The sequence below is a fragment of the Dactylosporangium vinaceum genome (assembly GCF_019904175.1).
Taxonomy (GTDB): domain Bacteria; phylum Actinomycetota; class Actinomycetes; order Mycobacteriales; family Micromonosporaceae; genus Dactylosporangium; species Dactylosporangium vinaceum.
In genome coordinates this window covers 4,457,170-4,474,682 of the sequence record NZ_CP061913.1, presented here as the reverse complement: position 1 = coordinate 4,474,682, position 17,513 = coordinate 4,457,170, and the positions used below count along the sequence as shown (strand labels likewise).

The following is a 17,513-nucleotide window of genomic DNA, read 5'->3' as shown; positions in this document are numbered from 1 at the left end:
CACGGCCCGGTGAGCCGCCGCTGACTATCACCTCCGCCGATCGCCAATGGCACATAATAGACCGCTGTAAATGAATTGGCAGGACCGTGGCGTTTCGAAAAAAATGTGACGCGAGGGCCTTTCGATACCCGCCTCGTGCGATCCCGTCGCAGCACGCCGCCTCGGCGTCCGGCCGGAGCCCGGGCCGGCCCGTGCGAGGCGTTGCTCACCGCAGCGGAGGTCGCCGTGGCCGATGCGGCATGATCAATCGCGTCAGCGCCATCAGCATCGGATACGGGGGATACGTCGATGACGAGCGGACCGGCCAGCACGACCGTCATGCGCTACTTCGACATGTGGAACACCGGCGACACCACGATCGCCGACCAGATCCTGCATCCCGACTGGGTCGACCACGCCCACCCCGAGGCCACCGGACCCGCAGCTGTCAAGCAAGCCGTGCAGGCCATCCGAGCCGCGCGTCCGGACCTGCGTTTCACCGTCCACACCGTCCTCGGCGACAACGACCTCGTCGCCGTCGCCGGCTCCGTCGGTCGGCCCCAGCAACCCACCGACTCCCCCGGCCACCTCATCTGGCTGGTGCGCCTCGTCGACGGTCTCATGGCCGAGATGTGGACGTACCAGCAGAGTCAGCCACCACGCTGAAGACACCATGCACAGCCGGTGGCCGGAACAGTGGCCGGGTCGCCGGGTGGGTCAGGTGGAGCCGCGGACGATCAAGGTGGTCGGCAGGCGGGTCGGCTCACAGGGCTCGCCCGGGTCGCGGAGCATGGTGACGAGTGCCTCGGCGGCGGCCGTGCCGAAGCCCGCCTTGTCCTGGGCGATCGTCGTCAGGCCCGGCGGCACCAGGGCGGCGACGTCGATGTCGTCGAAGCCGACGACCGCGACGTCGCCCGGGACGTGCCGGCCCGCCTCGCTCACGGCCCGCATGGCGCCGATCGCCATCTCGTCGCCGGCCGCGAATACGGCAGTCGGCGGGTCGGGCAGGGCGAGGAGGCGGCGCATCGCGGCATGGCCGCCGTCGAGGTAGAAGTTGCCCTCCACGACGTACTCGGCCGGCAGTGCTATGCCCGCGCCGGCGAGGGCGGACCGGAAGCCGGTGAGCCGCTCGGCGCCGGGCCAGGTCTGCTGCGGACCGGTGATGGTGGCGATGCGGCGGTGGCCGCGCTCGATGAGGTGGCGGGCGGCGAGGGCGGCGCCGCCGGCGTTGTCGGACGTGACGTAGGTGGTTTTCGGGCCGGTGACGCGCAGGTCGAGGGCGACGCACGGGACGTCGGCGTCGGCGAGGGTGAGCACCGCCGGGTCGCGGTCGCCGTTGTCGATGATGACGAGGCCGTCGAGGCTGTGCCGGTGCACGGCGCGCAGGTAGCGCTGCCGGGCGTCCGGGTCGGTCGAGTCGGCCGCGGCGAGCATGAGCAGGTGCAGCCCGTACCCGCTCAGCGCGGTCTTCAGCGCGACCAGGATCTCCTGGAGGAACGGGTGGCGCCAGCCGGGCCGGCGGTGGTCGGTGTCCCACACCAGGCCGACCAGGTGGGACTTCTTGGTGGCCAGGGTGCGGGCCGACTCGTTCGGCAGGTAGCCGATCTGCCGGGCGCCGTCGAGGATGCGCTGACGGGTCTCCTGGCTGACGACTTCGGGGGTGTTGAAGACGCGTGACACGGTGGCGACCGAGACGCCGCAGTGCCGCGCCAGCTCTCTGATGGTGGCCATGCCCCGCTTTCCTGTAACCGGTTTCAGGACCGTAACAGCGGTGCCTGCGGACAGTCAAGCACGCATCGGCCGTTATCATTTCGAGACTTGACAATGCCCCCACAGCTCCGCCAAGACTGGACATGGAAGCGCTCCCGCCACCCGCCGGGCGCTCCGACTCCAATCCATGGCTTCACACCCCACTCTCAACGGCGACGGCTCTGTAACCGGTTACATGTAACCGGTTACAGAGCTCGCTGACGGAAGGAACCAGACGCATGCTTCGCTCCAGACTGGTGCGCACAGCCACGGCCGCCCTGGCCACGGCCGTGCTGCTGGCCGCGTGCGGCACCAACAAGGGCACCGATGCCGGCGCCGCCGGCAACGGCCCGATCACCCTGACGGTCAACCTGTTCGGCAACTTCGGCTACAAGAACCTCTACGCGCTGTACGAGAAGGACCACCCCAACGTCAAGATTCAGGAGAAGACCGCCGCCTACAACGACCACCACCGCGACCTGGCCACCCACCTCGCGGCCGGCTCGGGCGCCGGCGACATCGAGGGCATCGACACCGGGTTCATCGCCCAGATGCGCGAGCGCGGCAACCTCTTCGTCGACCTCGGCACCGCGCGGCAGTCCGAGTATCTGGACTGGAAGTGGAAGGCGTCGCTGACCAAGGACGGCAAGCAGATCGCCTACGGCACCGACGTCGGCGGCCTGGCCATCTGCTACCGCCGCGACCTGTTCCAGCAGGCGGGCATGCCGTTCGAGCGCGACCAGGTGTCCGCGGCCTGGAAGGACGGCTGGGACAAGTACATCGCCTTCGGCAAGCAGTACGCACAGCACGCACCGGCCGGCAGCGCGTTCTTCGACGGCGGCGGCCAGCTGTTCAACGGCATCATCGGCCAGGCGGCGAAGGGGTACTACAGCGAGGACAACAGCATCATCGTCGGGACGAACCCCGAGGTCCGCGCGGCCTGGGACCTGTCGGTGCAGGCGATCCAGGCCAACCTCTCGGCCAAGCTGATCGGCAGCTCACAGGAGTGGAACAACGGCTTCGCGAAGAACCAGTTCGCGACCATCGCCTGCCCGGCCTGGATGATGACGAAGATCAAGGATCAGTCCAAGGCGGCCGCCGGCAAGTGGGACGTGGCCGCGGTGCCCGGCGGGGGCGGCAACTGGGGCGGCTCGTACCTGGCCGTGCCCAAGCAGGGCAAGCACATCGAGGAGGCCAAGGCCCTCGCCGCCTGGCTCAGCGCGCCCGACCAGCAGGCCAAGGTCTTCACCGAGCAGGGCAACCTGCCGTCGATCCCGGCGCTGTACGACAAGCCGGAGATCGCCAACTTCACCAGCGACTTCTTCAACAACGCGCCGGTCGGGCAGCTGTTCACCGCCGCGGCGAAGCAGCTGAAGCCGCAGTACCAGGGGCCCCGGGCCGGTGACATCCAGACGACGATCCGCGACGGCCTCGTCCGTATCGAGCAGGGCAAGCAGTCCCCCGAGGACTCCTGGAAGCAGACGGTCAGCGACGTGAACCGGCTCGCCAAGTAACGCACCTCCCGTGCCGGCGGCGGCTCACTGCGGGCCGCCGCCGCCCCCGGCGACGAAGGAATCGACGATGGCCACATACCTGCAGCAGGCCCGCCGGGCCGGTTTGAGCCGGCTGGACACCAAGGCCTCCCCGTACCTCTACATCTTGCCGTTCTTCCTGCTCTTCGCCGCGTTCGGGCTGTTCCCGCTGCTCTACACGGCCTACGTGTCGTTCAACGACTGGGACCTGCTCGACGCCGGCGCCCACCACTGGGTCGGCCTGGCCAACTACTCGGAGCTGCTGAGCGACCCGTACTTCTGGAACGCCCTCGGCAACACCCTGAGTATCTGGCTGCTGTCCACCGTGCCGCAGCTGCTCGCCGCCCTGTGGATCGCCCACCTGCTCAACCACCGGCTGCGCGCCCGCACCGCCCTGCGGATGGGTGTCCTGCTGCCGAACGTCACCTCCATCGTCGCGGTGACGATCGTGTTCACCCAGCTCTTCGGCCGTGACTTCGGCATGGTCAACTGGGTGCTGCACCTGTTCGGCGCCGGGCCGGTCGACTGGCAGGCGAACACCTGGAGCTCCCACCTGGCCATCTCCAGCATCATCGCGTGGCGGTGGACCGGGTACAACGCGCTGATCTTCCTCGCCTCGATGCAGGCGATCCCCAACCACCTCTACGAGGCCGCCGACCTCGACGGGGCGACCCAGGGTCAGCAGTTCCGCCGGATCACGGTGCCGATGCTGCGCCCGACGATCATCTTCACCACCCTGATCTCGACCATCGGCGGCCTGCAGATCATGGCCGAGCCGCTGCTGTTCGCCAGCTCCCAGACGCCGACCGGCGGCTCCGACCGGCAGTTCCAGACGATCGCGCTGTTCATGTACGAGCAGGGCTTCCGCGAGTTCCGCTTCGGCTACGCCTCCGCTATCGCGTGGACGCTGTGCCTGCTGATCGTCGTGGTCGCGGTCGCCAACCTGCTGCTGACCCGGCGAATCGCCAACGACGAGGACTGAGCCGATGACTGCCACCACGCTCGCGGACACCCCGGCCCCGACCGCTCCGCCGCCCACGCCCCGCCCGGCCCGGCGCCGCCGCCGGTTCGGCTATCCGCGCCGAGGCTCCGCCTGGACCTACGCCGCCCTGCTCGCCGTCGTCGCCGGGTCCGTCTTTCCGCTGTACTGGTCGCTCGTCGTCTCGTCCCAGACGCCCGACGCGGTCACCCGGGTGCCGCCGGCCCTCGTGCCGGGCGGGCATCTGTTCGACAACATCGCCCGCGTCTTCGATACGACCGACTTCGGCCTCGCACTGCTCAACTCGTTCATCGTCAGCGGCTCGATCACCGTGTCGGTGGTGTTCTTCTCCACCCTGGCCGGGTTCGCCTTCGCCAAGCTTCGCTTCCGCGGTCGCAAGTGGCTGCTCGCCCTCGCGGTCGGCACGTCGATGGTGCCGCACCAGCTCGGCGTGATCCCGCTGTACATCCTGATGGCCGACATCGGCTGGACCGGCCACCTCGCCGCCGTCATCGTCCCGGGGCTCGTCACCGCGTTCGGGGTGTTCTTCATGACGCAGTACCTCGGCCGGGCGGTCCCGGACGAGCTGCTGGAGGCCGGACGGGTCGACGGGTGCGGCACCTTCCGCCTGTACTGGCACATCGTGCTGCCGGCCGCCCGGCCCGCGGCTGCGGTGCTGGGACTGTTCACGTTCATGCAGGCGTGGAACGATTTCTTCTGGCCCCTGGTGGTCCTGCAGGACAACCCGACCGTGCAGGTCGCCCTGTCGGCACTGGCCAGCGGCTACACCACCGACTACACGCTGACGCTGACCGGCACGCTGCTCGCCACCCTGCCGATCCTCGTCGTGTTCATGGTCCTCGGCCGGCAGATCGTCGGCGGCATCATGCAGGGAGCGGTCAAGGGATGAGCATCACGTTCGACAACGCGAGCGCCGCGCGGGCCGCGGCCGGTGCGGCGGCCCTGCTGCCCGACGTGCCGCCCGGCTTCGTGTGGGGCTCGGCCACGGCGGCGTACCAGATCGAGGGCGGGGCCGGCGAGGACGGCCGCGGCGAGTCGATCTGGGACGTCTTCTGCCGCCGGCCCGGCGCCATCGCCGACGGCACATCCGGGGCGGTGGCCTGCGACAGTTACCACCGCTGGCGCGACGACGTCGAGCTGCTGGCCGGCCTCGGCGTCGACGCCTACCGTTTCTCCGTCGCCTGGCCGCGGGTGCTGCCCGCCGGGCGCGGCGCGGTGAACCAGGCCGGGCTGGACTACTACGACCGGCTCGTCGACGCCCTGTGCGAGCGCGGCATCCGACCGTTCGTCACCCTCTACCACTGGGACCTGCCGCAGGCCCTGGAGGACGGCGGCGGCTGGCGGGCCCGCGACACCGCCGACCGGTTCGCCGAGTACGCGGGCCTGGTCGCCGGCGTCCTGCAGGACCGGGTGCAGGACTGGATCACGCTCAACGAGCCGTACTGCTCCTCGATCGTCGGCTACGCCGAGGGCCGGCACGCCCCCGGCGCCACCGAGGGCCACGGTGCGCTCGCGGCCGCACACCATCTACTGCTCGGCCACGGCCGCGCGGCCGCGGCGATCCGGGCCGCGGCCGGCGCCCGGGCCCGGGTGGGTATCACGCTCAACTTCTCCCCGGTCGTGGCGGCGAGCGACACCGACGCCGACCGGGCCGCGGCGCAGCGCCTCGACGCGGTCCTCAACCGGCAGTTCGCCGACCCGCTCCTGGACGGCACCTACCCCGAGGGCTTCGAGCGGCTCTACGCCGGCGTCAGCGACCTGTCCTTCCGCCGCGACGGCGACCTCGAGATCATCGCCGCCCCGCTGGACTTCCTCGGCGTGAACTACTACTACCGGCTGCACGCCGTCAACGCTCCGCTCGCGCAGCCCGACCCGGCCCGGCGCAGCGCGGCCGACATCGGCGTGCGCACGGTGCCGCCGCCCGGCGTCGCCACCACCGACCTCGGCTGGCCGATCGAGCCCCAGGGCCTCTTCGACACGCTGACCGGCCTGGCCGCTCGCTACCCGGGGCTGCCGCCGGTGTACATCACTGAGAACGGCTGCGCGGAGCTGCGCGAGACTCCGGAACCCGACCCTGAGCGCATGGTGTTCATCGCCGCACACCTGGCCGCGGCGGCCCGGGCGGCGGCCGCCGACGACCGCCTGGAGCTGCTCGGCTACTTCTACTGGTCGCTGCTTGACAACTTCGAGTGGGCTCGCGGCTACGGGCCCCGCTTCGGCCTCGCCCACGTCGACTACGCCACCGGCGAGCGCACTCCGAAGGCCAGCTACCACTGGCTGCGCGAGCGCCTGCGGGCCCACCGCGAGCGCCCGGCCGGCCCGCGGTAAGGCGACGGCCGCGGCCGAAGCGTGAGCACGACGGTCCGCAAGACAGGCACCGCCGGTCGGTACGCAATGTTCCGGCCCGGCGCCCGGGACTCGGCGGCGTCTATGCTTGGCGGGCCGTCGCCGAGGGACACTGGAGGCATCGTGGCCGAGCCGTTGGACGTCGAACGCGCCCACCCGGCCCGGGTCTACGACTTCCTGCTCGGCGGCACTGACAACTTCCCGGCCGACCGGGCCGCCGCTGCGGAGGGGTTGAAGGTCAACCCCAACGCCGCGACCGCGCCCCGGCAGAACCGCGCGTTCATGCGCCGGGCGGTGCGCTGGCTCGCCGCCGAGGCCGGTGTGCGCCAGTACCTCGACATCGGCACCGGCCTGCCGACCTCGCCCAATGTGCACGAGGTCGCCCAGGGGGTCGACCCGTCCGCCCGGATCGTCTACGTCGACAACGACCCGCTCGTGCTCACCCAGGCCCGGGCGCTGCTGACCAGCCGCCCCGAGGGCCGCACCACATACGTCGACGCCGGCCTGCACGAGGCGGACAAGATCCTGCGTTCGCCCACCGTCCGCGCGACGCTCGACTTCGACCGCCCGATCGCGCTGCTGCTGTTCGCGATCCTGCACTTCGTCGATGACGACGGCGACCCGTACGGCGTGGTGCGGCGCCTCGTCGACGGCCTGCCGACCGGCAGCTACGTGGTGCTCACGCACGTCACCGCCGACTACGACCCGGAGGCGTGGGCGAGGTTCGTCGAGGTGATGCGCCGCCAGGGCATGCCCAGCCGACTGCGTTCCCGGGCCGAGTTCACCCGCTTCTTCGACGGCCTCGACCTGGTCGACCCGGGCGTCGTGCCGATCCTGCACTGGCGCCCCGACGAGCCGGTCGACCTCACCGACGCGCAGGTGGCGCTGTACGGCGGGGTGGCCCGCAAACCCTGATCAGGGAACGTCGACGGGGAAGAAGCTCGGAACATGCCGGGGGCCGCTGTCGTTCACAATGGATCGATGATTGCTGTCGCTGCGCTGGGGCCCGACGATCGTGAGGCCTGGCAGACGCTGTTCGCCGGCTACAACGCCTTCTACGGCCGCAGCTGGCCGGCTGAGCGCTACGAGCAGGCCTGGCAGACGTTCATGCGCGCGGAGACGATGCACGCACTCGGTGGTCGGCTGGACGGCCGCCTGGTCGGCATCGCGCACTTCCTGGTGCACCCCAGCACCACATCAGCTGACCTCTGCTACCTGCAGGACCTGTTCACCGACCCGGACGTGCGCGGGCGGGGCGTCGGCCGGAGCCTGATCGAGGCGGTGTCGGCCTGGGCCGCTGACCAGGGCTGCGCCCGCCTCTACTGGCACACCCAACGGCACAACGACGCCGCCCGCCGCCTGTACGACCAGCTCGGCGAGCACCGCGACTTCATCGTCTACACCCGACAGCTGTAGTCCAGCTGCCGACCGGCGCGCATCGGCGGCCGTCAGGACCGTGCGGCGATCGTGATCGGCTCCCCGCCGAGGTAGACGTTCACCGGCCGGCGCAGGGCGGTGATGTCGGCGGTCGGGTCGCCGTCGACGATCAGCAGATCGGCGTCGAAGCCGGGTCGGATGCGGCCCTTGCGCTGCGGTACACCGCAGGCCGCCGCCGCATGCACCGTGGCGGCGGCGAGCGCGGAGGCCGGGTCCATGCCACTGGCCACGTACTCCTCGATGGTTCGCGGCAGGACACCGTGTGGCTTGGCCGGGCCGATGCCGGCGTCGGACCCGGCGATGATCCGCGCTCCGGCGTTGACGAGTCGGGCCACGCCATCCTGCAGGCCGGCCTCGGTGAGGCCGGCGCGCTCGGCCATGGCGAGCACCTCCGGCGGTACGACAACGGCCGGATCGGACCCGAGCGTCGGGCAGATCGCGACGCCGGCCGCGGCCAGTGCGGTAGCCAGCTCGTCGTCGACGTGTGCGCCGGACCGGGTCACCGAGGTGCAGTGCTCGATGCCGTCCACTCCGGCGTGCAGCGACTGCCAGACGGCGGCGTGGGCGTGGGCGTGCGCAGTGACCGGAAGGCCGTGCGCGTGGGCCTCGTCGACGGCCGCCGCCAGCTCCTCGTCGGTGAACTGGGTGCCGGCCGTGTCGGTACCGGGGGTGAACACGCCGCCACTGGCCATGATCTTCACAACCTGGGCTCCCTCGGCCGCCCGGTCGCGCACCGCTCGGCGGACCGCGTCCGGGCCGCGTACCTCGCCGCCGAGGAACCAGCAGTGACCGCCGGGGGTGGTCAGCGGCGTGCCCGAGGCGATGACGTTCGGGGTGCGGGCTCGACTGGTCAGCACGGCGCTGTGCGGGTCGCCCAGGTCGCGGACGGTCGTCACGCCGGCCTGCAGGTGCGCGCGCAACGAGGTCTCGATCGTGGCGGTCACCTCGTCCCGCGTGGCCTGCGCCATGCGGTCGAGCGCGGCCGGGCCGGCATCGGCGCACAGGTGGACGTGGCAGTCGATGAGGCCGGGCAGCAGTGTGCCCTCGATCAGGTCCGCGGTGTCCGGATGTTCGCCGAGTCGCACCTCGGTGATCCGGCCTCCGGCCGTGGTTACCACGCCGCCGTCACGATGCAGCCGCTCGCCGTCGAAGATCCGGGCCACTCGGATCGTCACCACACGCTTTCCTCAAACCCGCTCGACACACCGGTCAACGTAGACGGACCACCGTAGAGGCGTCGGATCGCTCTCAGCGTGGCATCAGCATCGACCGCGGTGGATCAGAATCCCCCTTGCGCCTGGACCGGCGCAGCAGCGATGACGGTATTGACACAACGCTGACGTTTCCCGAACACCGTCGAACGATCCGGCCCGCACGATTGCCTCATGGCAGACCCGCATCCCGAAGGACCGACCGGGCAGCTTCCCACGTCGCCGGACTGGCCGCCGGCCGCCGGTCTCGTGATCGAGGAAACGCCGCCGCAGCGCTCGTTCCTGCGGCGCCACCGCATTGCGGTGATCGCCGCGGTCGTGGCGGCCGGGGTGCTGGCGCTCGGCGGCGTCGGCTGGGCCGTCGCCGCCTCCAACTCTTCGCCGCCGCCGGCCCCTGCGGCCGCCGCCCCACCGGCCACCTCCACGCCGCCCAAACACAAGGCGGCGACCAACGACACGATCCGCGGTACCGTGCAGACCCAGTCCGGTGACACCTGGACGGTCCGGACCCGGGCCGGCGCCACGTTCACCGTCACGATCACGTCGAAGACCCAGTTCGGCACGAAAAAGGACCCGTCGTCGGCGGCCAGGTTCCCGATCGGCGCCATGGTGGTCATCACCGGGCGTGCCGACGACTCGAGCATCACCGCCACCCGCATCAGTTCGCCGTCCGCTGCGTCAGACACCCCGACGCAGTAATCTCCGGCGCCGACGGGATTGAGGGACGCCGGCGGCGGGCTGACCGGCACGGGCTTGCACCCTATGTAGACCACCGATATAGTCCAGCGATGCGGATCACCGTGCCAACGGCGCGGGTGCTGGCGGCACTACTCGCCGACCCGGACGTCGACCATTACGGGCTTGCGCTCATGCAGCGTGCGGGCCTGGCCAGCGGCACGCTGTACCCCATCCTGCACCGCCTGACCGAGGCCGGCTGGCTCGAGCGACGCTGGGAGCGCATCGACCCGGCCGAGGCGGGCCGCCCCGCGCGACGGCTGTACCGGCTCACCGGGGAGGGTGCCATGCAGGCCCGGCAGGTGCTGGCCGAGCTGCGCGGGCAGCTCGGCGGGGCGCCGGCGGCGACCGACCCGAGGCCGGCGTGGTGACCGGCCGGCTCGCGGCGCTGCTGCTGGTGCTGGCCGCCCGGCGCTGGCCCGCCGACCTGCGGGAGGAGATGCGCCACGAGTGGGTCGCCGAGGTCCGTCTGCTCGCCGGGCAGCGGCGCCGTTGGCAGATGCTGCGCTTCGCTCTCAGCCTGGCCGCGACGAGGCCGGCGGTACGCCCCTTCTCCCCCGCCGCCGCGGCGGCACGTGCATGGCCTGTCGTTCGCCTGGTGCTGCTCCTGCCGCTGGCGACCACGGCGGTGGCACTGCTGAGCTTCAGCTCGCCGGCCGCCGTGGGCGGCGCGGTGCTGATGACCGTCGTCGGACGCCGCTACGCCGTGCGGCACCTCCGGAGCCTCGCCCTCGTGCCGGCGCTGACGATTCCCGGCTGTGCGCTCTGCGGCGCGTTGTACCGCCTCGACGGCACCGACCAGTACGGCCGGCACACGCCGGCCGCGTTGCTGTTCTTCGCCGGCCTGGCCGGCACGCTCGCGGTAGCCGCGCGCCTGGCCGGCCGGGGCCGCGTCGGCTGGGCATGGGTGGTCGGTGTGCTCGGCGTGATCCTCTTCGCCGATGCTGCCGTCCCGGTCGTCATGTACGGCACGATTCCCTCCGCGGACACGCCGTGGCACTGGGGGTACAGCCCGATGTGGCTGTTGAGCTCACTCACCGGCAGCTCGCTCGGCCTGCCCTACCCGAACCCCGAAGAAATCTTCACCATCCAGGACGAAGTCCCGATCGACCCGACGATGTACCTCACCTTCGGCGGCTTCGCCCTGGGAACCCTTACCGGCACCCGCCGCCCGGGCCCGGACTCCCAAGGACGTCCAATGGCGCTCGCCGCGCAGGTCCCATAGGCTCTCGACGTGCCGCGTACTGGGCAACACCCCGTGCAGATGACGAAACAGTCCCTGGTCACGATCTCGCACGCCATCGAGCAGGCTGCGCTCTTCGCCGCCGACGATTCGCCGATGGTCGTGTTCGGCCTGTTCCAGCAGCAGGTGTACTTCGAGCGCGAGCGCGCCGTCTACGCCAAGATCGCGGCCCAGGCCGATGCGACGGTCGTTGCCGGCGTCGGGCTGGACGGTGCCGGGGGCCCTGATCACCTGGACACGGTGCCGCTCCGCGGTGACGAGCCGCTCGCCCGTGAATGGAGTGTCGCGGTGCTCACGCCGCGCTTCGGCGCCGTGCTGGTGGCGCGAGACCTTGAGCAGGTGAGCGCCGCCGCCACGTTGGAGGCGGGCCGGCTCTTCGATGCCACCTGGTGGTTCCGCCGCGACGAGGCGTTGCATGAGGTGACCCGGCTGCGCAGCGTCCTCGGCCCGCGGTTGCGGGCAGGCACCGTCGCCGCCATCGACGCCGTCCTGGACCGCGCCCGTGACCTGCCCGGCGCATCCGGTGAGCTGCGGGCCGAGGCGTCCATCCGGCTGCTGGCCGAACGGCTGGAGCGACGCGAGCGGCAGCCTCGCCCCGCCGAGCGCCCGGACCGGGGCACCGGCGAGCTGACCGATGACCGCAGCGCGCAGCACTGGCTCGGCGACACCGGCACGACCGCCGCCGGTACCCTGCCGCTCGCGCTGCTCGGTATCCGGCTGCAGCACCCGCACGACCTCCCGCAACGCCTTGGTCGCCGCGCCGAGACGATGGCGACGATCGAGGTGGTCCGGGTGGTGACGGCGGCTCTGCGGCCGGTCGACCGGGCCGTCCGATCCGGCGACGACCTGCTGCTGATCCTCCCGGCGCTGGCGCATGACGACGCTGTGGCCTTGGCCAACCGCATCGCCGAGGACGTCGCCCGGCTGCAGGGTATGCACTCGTTCGTCCCGCGGATGACCTGCGTCGTGCTGGTCACCCGGGACCGTCCGGTGCCGCTGGAGCGGGTCCGGGCCGGCCTGGACTGGAGTGTCGCCAAGGGCATCCCGATCGCTACTCTCGGCGATTCCGAAGCACGACCGTAACAGGCCCTCGACGGGCATTGTCGACCTGTCATGAGCCCCGGCGGGCGGTCCCGCCGGGGCTCGTCGTCTTGCCGTTCAGGTGGACCGGCCCGGTTGCCCGGCCGGCCGCGTCAGGCCAGCTTGAACTGCTGGTTGGTCTGGCCGTTGCAGTCGTAGAGCTGGACCTGCTGGCCGTTGCCGGTGCCCCAGACGTCGAGGCAGCGCCCGGACTGGACACCGGTGATGGTGCCGTTGCTGTTGACGTTCCACTGCTGGTTGGTCTGGCCGTTGCAGCTGTAGATCTGCACCGCGGTGCCGTTGCCGGAGCCGGCGGCGTCGAGGCACATGGTGCCGTACACCTGCAGCTGTTTGCTCGTGGTGTAGGTCCACTGCTGGTTGGTCTGGCCGTTGCAGTCGTAGAGCTGCACCCGGGTGCCGTTGGTGTGCGACGCGTTGGGCACGTCGATACAGCGGCCGGACTGCGCACCGACAATCCGTTTGGCCCCGCCCTGCGGCGGCGGGGACGACGACGGCGGCGGGGACGTCGTGCCGCCGGAGGGCAGCAGGGAGCACCTGACGGTCGAGCGGGCGATGCCGGTGGTGTCGGCGATGCTCGGGCACAGGAACTGGGTGTAGCGGGTGTCGTTGTCGACGAAGATCTTCAGCCACTCGATCTGGCTGCGCAGCTCGATGTCGTTGGGCTTGGTGAAGTACAGGTGGTCGGCGCCGGCCAGCTGGATGTAGGCGGCGGGGGTGGTGGCCGGGATGGTCGGGTAGAGGCCGTCGAGGTAGGACGGCGTGACGGTGGTGTCGTTCTGGCCGCCCACGATCAGGGTCGGGACGGAGTCGGCGGACAGGTCGCCCGAGGGCTTGTACGGTGCCAGGCCGATCGTGGCCTTCAACGACGGACGCTGGGTCGCGGCGTAGAGCGCGCCGCCGCCGCCCATGGAGTGGCCGATCACTGCCAGCCGGTTGCGGTCGACCCGGTCGCGTACCGCGCTCTGGCCCGTGAGGTAGTCCAGCGCGGCCAGCAGCTGGGTTCCGCGCGCCGTGTCGTAGTCGTTGCGGCTGTTGGTTTCGATCCCGATGACGACGAAGCCGAAGGACGCCAGCCGCGGACCCATCCAGGCTTCCTCGTTGGCGAACAGGGCGGTGTAGCCGGGGACGATCGCGACCGCGCCGTAGGTCTGGCTGGTGTCGGTCGGGTAGTAGATGTAGCCGCCGTTGAACCCGTTGCCGGGCGGCACGGTGATCTGTGCAGTGGCGAAGGGGCCGTAGGTGGCGGCGACCGAGGCGACTGTCGGGTCGGGGCCGCGCTGGTACGGGTTGTTGGCGCCGCCGGGCGTGGACGGTGACACCGTCACGGACGGCGAGGTGCTCGGCTGGGCGGCGTTGAGGGCGTTGAGGACCGAGGTGTAGGCGGCCTTCTTGTTGCCGCTGCCGTCGAACAGCAGCGGGTTCTCACTGGAACGCCACGAGTCGCTGTCGCGCACCCCCCACACCGTGATGCCGACACAGCGAGCCACGTTCATACACGCCTGCGTCAACCCCGCGTACTGGGTGGTCGAGGCGTTGGTGACGTCAACCTCGGTCAGCGCCACATCCACACCCAACGCGGCGAAACTCGACAGCGTCGTCTGGAAGTTCGACGGCAACGAACTGCCACCGGTGAAGTGCGTCTGCAGCCCCACACAGTCGATCGGCACACCCCGGGACTTGAAGTCCTGGATCATCCGATACACGCCCTGCGTCTTGGCGTACGACCAGTTCTCGATGTTGTAATCGTTGTAGCACAGCTTCACCGACGGGTCCGCGGCCCGCGCCGTGCGCAACGCCACCTCGATCCAGTCGTTGCCCGTACCCTGCAAGTTCGAGTTACGGCGGCTGCCGTCCTCGTTGAACGCCTCGTTCACCACATCCCAGTACGCCAGCTTGCCCCGGTAATGACCCACCACACCATTGATGTGATCAATCATCGCCTGCCGCAGACTCGACCCCGACAAACTCTGCATCCACCCAGGCTGCTGCCCATGCCACGCCAACGTGTGCCCACGCACCTTCATGCCACGCTGCGTCGCCCAGTTGTAGATCTGATCACCCGAGCTGAAGTTGAACTGCCCCCGCTGCGGCTCCGTCGCATCCGGCTTCATCTCATTCTCAGCCGTCACCATGTTGAACTCACGCCCGGCGATCGTCGAATACGTCGAGTCACCGAGCCGGCCCGCCGCGATCGCCGTGCCGAAATACCGACCCGACTGCGCCGCGGCCGCGCCGAGCGTGCTCGCCGCCGCGTGTGCGGCCGGAACGATGATTGCCGCCGCGGTCACGGCGGCGACCGCGGCGCCGATCGCGAGCGCCAGACGGCCGCCGACAGGTCTGCGTGCCACTCGTACCTCCTGATGCTTCGTGGCGCCAAGGGCACGCTGGAGCCACGTCTCGCGGCGACGCGAGACAGGATGTGGCGAGCCCGTGGCGGCAGGCATAGGTGCATAGCGATGCTGACATAGCAATCCGTCGATTACAAGAATTTCCGGAAGCCGTCCGGCCGCTTTTCATCGCAGTACGAAGCCCACCTGCGCCTTTTCACCGGCTCGCACATCAAGCCATGGACAGTGAGCGGCGATCAGCATGCAAGTTCCGGAAAGTACTCGAAACTGTCGGGCCGGCACCGCCGGTGAGCGCGGCCTGGTATGCGCCTCACGTGCGGGGCCGCACCGCGCTGCGCAGTGTCGACAGCCATGTGCGGAGCCGCCCGGGCGCCGGTGGACCGTACTCGACGCCGCCGAGGACCACGAGGTATCCCTGGAACAGCGGGCCGCCGGCCACCGACTCGGTGCCTTCCCTGCTGGAGGCCACCGGCGTGAACGTGGCGGTACCGGGGACGGGGCTGTAGGCGTTGGGGTTGCCGCCGGCGCCCGGGGCGTCCCGGCAGTGCACCACCTCGATCGCGGATACGGTGCCGCGGACGATATGCAGGTGGTCGGCGGCCTGCGTGTGACGCTCCTCCACGTAGTGCACCGAGGCCGCCCGCTCGGCGCCCATGATCTCCTCGAGGTCCGCCGCGGCCGCCTCCCACACGGTCCAGCTCACCCGGGAGCCGATGGCGAACGGTTCGCCGCAGCACTCGCACTGCCAGGCTTCCAGCCAGACCGTGACGGCCGGCGTGTTCGTGGTGTCGGCTTCGTCCATGGCGCCTCCGTCCTCCGGGCCGGCGTTGCGCCGGTTACCTACCGCTGCAGATCAAAGTACGTGTACGAGCGCCACCGCATCCGGTCCGCCGGACCGATTGACACCGTTCACGCTGTCCACAGGGGACGGACAGCGCCCGGCGCCCGACGCCGGGCGCGCAGCGGCTCCGCGAGCCAGTGGTCGAGCCGCCCGCCTGATCCGGCTCGGCCGCCGCCGCAGACCTCGGGTGATCCGGTACACGCCGCAGCCCTTTGTTTTACCCCCTGGTAATTGCCGTGCATTGATTTCGATCTGTGACCGAAGGTAGCGTCCTCGGTCACGCAACGTGTTTGCCGACCGGGGAGGGTCACTTGAAACGCTCGCGTGTTTCCACGTTCGTCACCAGTGCCACAGCGCTGGTCCTGACGACGTTCGCCGTCCAGACCTCCGCACACGCACAGGTGCCGCCCGGCTCGGAGGCGGGCCCGGCGGACGGCCAGTCCCAGCAGTACATCGTGCAGTTCAAGGCCGGAGCCGACCATGGCGCCGCGCTGCGGGCTGTCGGCAACCGCCTCGGCGTCTCGCTGGCCGAACAGCGCCAGCTCGCCGTCGGCGCGCACGTCGTCACGGTCAACCGGCGCACGGCCGGCCTCCTCGCCGCCCTCCAGGCCCGCGGCGACATCGAGTACGCGGAGCCCGACACGCAGATGTACGCGCTGTCGACCCCGAACGACCCCAGCTACCCGCAGCAATGGGACTACTTCGAGCCGACCGCCGGCATGAACGTCCCCAGCGCGTGGGACCTCTCGACCGGTAGCGGTGCGGTCGTGGCGGTGCTCGACACCGGCCGCACCTCGCACCCGGACCTCGACTCGCGCTGGCTCGGCGGCTACGACTTCATCAGCAGCGCGACCACCGCCCGCGACGGCAACGGCCGGGACGCGAACGCGCAGGACGAGGGCGACTGGTACGCGGCCGGCGAGTGCGGCCAGACCACCGCCGAGAGCTCGAGCTGGCACGGCACCCACGTGGCCGGCACGATCGCCGCCGTGGGCAACAACGGTGTCGGCGTGGCCGGCATCGCCTACAACGCCCGGGTCGTCCCGGTCCGCGTGCTGGGCAAGTGCGGCGGCACCAGCTCCGACATCGCCGACGCGATCGTCTGGGCCTCCGGCGGCACGGTCTCCGGCGTCCCCGCCAACCCCAACCCGGCGAAGGTCATCAACCTGAGCCTCGGCGGCAGCGGCTCCTGCTCGCAGACCTACCGCCGCGCGATCAGCGCCGCCAACAGCCGCGGCACGACAGTCGTCGTCGCCGCCGGCAACTCCAACGGCAACGCCTCCGGCTTCAGCCCGGCGAACTGCGCCGGCGTGGTCACCGTCGCCGCCCTGGACCGCGACGGCAACCGGGCCTTCTACTCCAACTACGGCACCACCGTCGAAGTCGCCGCACCGGGTGGCGAGGTCCGGCTCGAGACCGACCCGCCGGGCACCCGCTCGACCCCCCAGAACGGCATCCTCTCCACCCTCAACGACGGCGCCACCACCCCCGGCAACCCGACCTACTCGACATACATGGGCACCAGCATGGCCGCACCCCACGTGGCCGGCCTGGTCGCCCTCATGCTCAGCCGCAACCCCACCCTCACGCCCGCCCAGGTCCTCACGGCCCTGCAGTCCCACGCCCGCCCGATCCCCGGCACCTGCAGCGGCGGCTGCGGCGCCGGCCTGGTCGACGCCGCAGCCACGGTGGCCGCCGTGTAACCCACCACCTCGACGCCGACGGCCCCGGCCGGGCTCGCTCCGGCCGGGGCCATCACGTCCGTCACCCCTCTCCCGCGGCCGATGACGTCGCCGATCAAGCGTTGCAGCGCTCGATGCGCTGCCGTCCGCGCGGCCTCACTGCCCTGCGGCACATCGACGGCGCTACGCCCTCGCCTAAACCCCCGTACCCAGCCGTCATGCAACCGCGGATCGCCGCACGCTCCCTCACCACAGCGGTGGTGACGGCTATTGCTGTGCCAGCCGGCGCGGCCGCCTGTACCGACCACA

General features: G+C 70.8%; 16 protein-coding genes. 12 read left to right on the top strand and 4 right to left on the bottom strand.

What is annotated here, in order from left to right; genetic code table 11:
- Positions 1–288 precede the first annotated feature (288 nt).
- Entirely contained in the window at positions 289–645 is a 357-nt protein-coding gene (locus Dvina_RS19865; RefSeq protein WP_223103964.1) for an ester cyclase, read from the top strand.
- Positions 646–696: 51 nt separating this feature from the next.
- Here Dvina_RS19865 and Dvina_RS19860 read toward each other — a convergent pair whose 3' ends face one another.
- Positions 697–1,710 carry a LacI family DNA-binding transcriptional regulator gene (locus Dvina_RS19860; protein WP_223103963.1) on the bottom strand — a complete coding sequence of 338 codons (1,014 nt, stop codon included), beginning with the start codon at positions 1,708–1,710 and terminating at the stop codon, positions 697–699.
- 257 nt (positions 1,711–1,967) lie between these two features.
- Here Dvina_RS19860 and Dvina_RS19855 point away from each other — a divergent pair, with 257 nt between their 5' ends.
- The 6 genes from Dvina_RS19855 to Dvina_RS19830 all read left to right on the top strand — a co-directional run bounded on the left by Dvina_RS19855 (position 1,968) and on the right by Dvina_RS19830 (position 8,022).
- Positions 1,968–3,242 carry an ABC transporter substrate-binding protein gene (locus Dvina_RS19855; RefSeq protein WP_223103962.1) on the top strand — a complete coding sequence of 425 codons (1,275 nt, stop codon included), beginning with the start codon at positions 1,968–1,970 and terminating at the stop codon, positions 3,240–3,242.
- 67 nt (positions 3,243–3,309) lie between these two features.
- A complete protein-coding gene (locus Dvina_RS19850) occupies positions 3,310–4,242 on the top strand; it encodes a carbohydrate ABC transporter permease (protein WP_223103961.1) in 933 nt (310 codons plus the stop codon).
- 4 nt (positions 4,243–4,246) lie between these two features.
- Positions 4,247–5,149, top strand: a complete 903-nt coding sequence (locus Dvina_RS19845; protein ID WP_223103960.1) for a carbohydrate ABC transporter permease — start codon at positions 4,247–4,249, stop codon at positions 5,147–5,149.
- The gene (locus tag Dvina_RS19840; RefSeq protein WP_223103959.1) at positions 5,146–6,588 is read left to right on the top strand and encodes a GH1 family beta-glucosidase; all 1,443 of its coding nucleotides are present in this window, start codon (positions 5,146–5,148) and stop codon (positions 6,586–6,588) included. The genes Dvina_RS19845 and Dvina_RS19840 overlap by 4 nt, the downstream gene beginning before the upstream one ends.
- 141 nt (positions 6,589–6,729) lie before the next feature.
- Positions 6,730–7,521, top strand: coding sequence for an SAM-dependent methyltransferase (locus Dvina_RS19835; protein ID WP_246656322.1), 792 nt, complete (start codon positions 6,730–6,732; stop codon positions 7,519–7,521).
- A 66-nt stretch (positions 7,522–7,587) separates the two neighbouring features.
- Complete coding sequence (locus Dvina_RS19830; RefSeq protein ID WP_223103957.1) at positions 7,588–8,022, top strand: GNAT family N-acetyltransferase; 435 nt, start codon at positions 7,588–7,590, stop codon at positions 8,020–8,022.
- Positions 8,023–8,054: 32 nt separating this feature from the next.
- Here the strand turns inward: Dvina_RS19830 and Dvina_RS19825 are convergent, their stop codons facing one another.
- Complete coding sequence (locus Dvina_RS19825; protein ID WP_223103956.1) at positions 8,055–9,221, bottom strand: amidohydrolase family protein; 1,167 nt, start codon at positions 9,219–9,221, stop codon at positions 8,055–8,057.
- A 207-nt stretch (positions 9,222–9,428) separates the two neighbouring features.
- On the opposite strand from Dvina_RS19825, the gene Dvina_RS19820 reads away from it, so the two are divergent.
- The 4 genes from Dvina_RS19820 to Dvina_RS19805 all read left to right on the top strand — a co-directional run bounded on the left by Dvina_RS19820 (position 9,429) and on the right by Dvina_RS19805 (position 12,315).
- A complete protein-coding gene (locus Dvina_RS19820) occupies positions 9,429–9,953 on the top strand; it encodes a DUF5666 domain-containing protein (protein ID WP_223103955.1) in 525 nt (174 codons plus the stop codon).
- A gap of 89 nt (positions 9,954–10,042) precedes the next feature.
- On the top strand, positions 10,043–10,360 hold the full coding sequence (locus tag Dvina_RS19815) for a PadR family transcriptional regulator (RefSeq protein ID WP_223103954.1): 318 nt from the start codon (positions 10,043–10,045) through the stop codon (positions 10,358–10,360).
- The gene (locus Dvina_RS19810) at positions 10,354–11,214 is read left to right on the top strand and encodes a hypothetical protein (protein WP_223103953.1); all 861 of its coding nucleotides are present in this window, start codon (positions 10,354–10,356) and stop codon (positions 11,212–11,214) included. The genes Dvina_RS19815 and Dvina_RS19810 overlap by 7 nt, the downstream gene beginning before the upstream one ends.
- Before the next feature lie 39 nt (positions 11,215–11,253).
- Positions 11,254–12,315, top strand: a complete 1,062-nt coding sequence (locus Dvina_RS19805; RefSeq protein ID WP_223103952.1) for a DICT sensory domain-containing protein — start codon at positions 11,254–11,256, stop codon at positions 12,313–12,315.
- 110 nt (positions 12,316–12,425) lie between these two features.
- Here Dvina_RS19805 and Dvina_RS19800 read toward each other — a convergent pair whose 3' ends face one another.
- Together Dvina_RS19800 and Dvina_RS19795 are read right to left on the bottom strand one after the other, a co-directional pair.
- A complete protein-coding gene (locus tag Dvina_RS19800; protein WP_223103951.1) occupies positions 12,426–14,681 on the bottom strand; it encodes an endo-1,4-beta-xylanase in 2,256 nt (751 codons plus the stop codon).
- A 310-nt stretch (positions 14,682–14,991) separates the two neighbouring features.
- Positions 14,992–15,483: a DUF6578 domain-containing protein gene (locus tag Dvina_RS19795; protein WP_223103950.1), complete on the bottom strand. Its 492-nt coding sequence runs from the start codon at positions 15,481–15,483 to the stop codon at positions 14,992–14,994.
- 350 nt (positions 15,484–15,833) lie between these two features.
- Between Dvina_RS19795 and Dvina_RS19790 the strand changes: the two genes are divergently transcribed.
- A complete protein-coding gene (locus Dvina_RS19790) occupies positions 15,834–17,225 on the top strand; it encodes a S8 family peptidase (RefSeq protein ID WP_223103949.1) in 1,392 nt (463 codons plus the stop codon).
- The last annotated feature ends 288 nt before the right edge of the window (positions 17,226–17,513 follow it).

What these genes read in the sequence shown, in the direction of transcription:
- Dvina_RS19865 (WP_223103964.1), top strand. Translation starts at nt 289, where the DNA reads ATGACGAGCGGACCGGCCAGCACGACCGTCATGCGCTACTTCGACATG.
- Dvina_RS19860 (WP_223103963.1), bottom strand. Translation starts at nt 1,710, where the DNA reads ATGGCCACCATCAGAGAGCTGGCGCGGCACTGCGGCGTCTCGGTCGCC.
- Dvina_RS19855 (WP_223103962.1), top strand. Translation starts at nt 1,968, where the DNA reads ATGCTTCGCTCCAGACTGGTGCGCACAGCCACGGCCGCCCTGGCCACG.
- Dvina_RS19850 (WP_223103961.1), top strand. Translation starts at nt 3,310, where the DNA reads ATGGCCACATACCTGCAGCAGGCCCGCCGGGCCGGTTTGAGCCGGCTG.
- Dvina_RS19845 (WP_223103960.1), top strand. Translation starts at nt 4,247, where the DNA reads ATGACTGCCACCACGCTCGCGGACACCCCGGCCCCGACCGCTCCGCCG.
- Dvina_RS19840 (WP_223103959.1), top strand. Translation starts at nt 5,146, where the DNA reads ATGAGCATCACGTTCGACAACGCGAGCGCCGCGCGGGCCGCGGCCGGT.
- Dvina_RS19830 (WP_223103957.1), top strand. Translation starts at nt 7,588, where the DNA reads ATGATTGCTGTCGCTGCGCTGGGGCCCGACGATCGTGAGGCCTGGCAG.
- Dvina_RS19820 (WP_223103955.1), top strand. Translation starts at nt 9,429, where the DNA reads ATGGCAGACCCGCATCCCGAAGGACCGACCGGGCAGCTTCCCACGTCG.
- Dvina_RS19815 (WP_223103954.1), top strand. Translation starts at nt 10,043, where the DNA reads ATGCGGATCACCGTGCCAACGGCGCGGGTGCTGGCGGCACTACTCGCC.
- Dvina_RS19805 (WP_223103952.1), top strand. Translation starts at nt 11,254, where the DNA reads ATGACGAAACAGTCCCTGGTCACGATCTCGCACGCCATCGAGCAGGCT.
- Dvina_RS19795 (WP_223103950.1), bottom strand. Translation starts at nt 15,483, where the DNA reads ATGGACGAAGCCGACACCACGAACACGCCGGCCGTCACGGTCTGGCTG.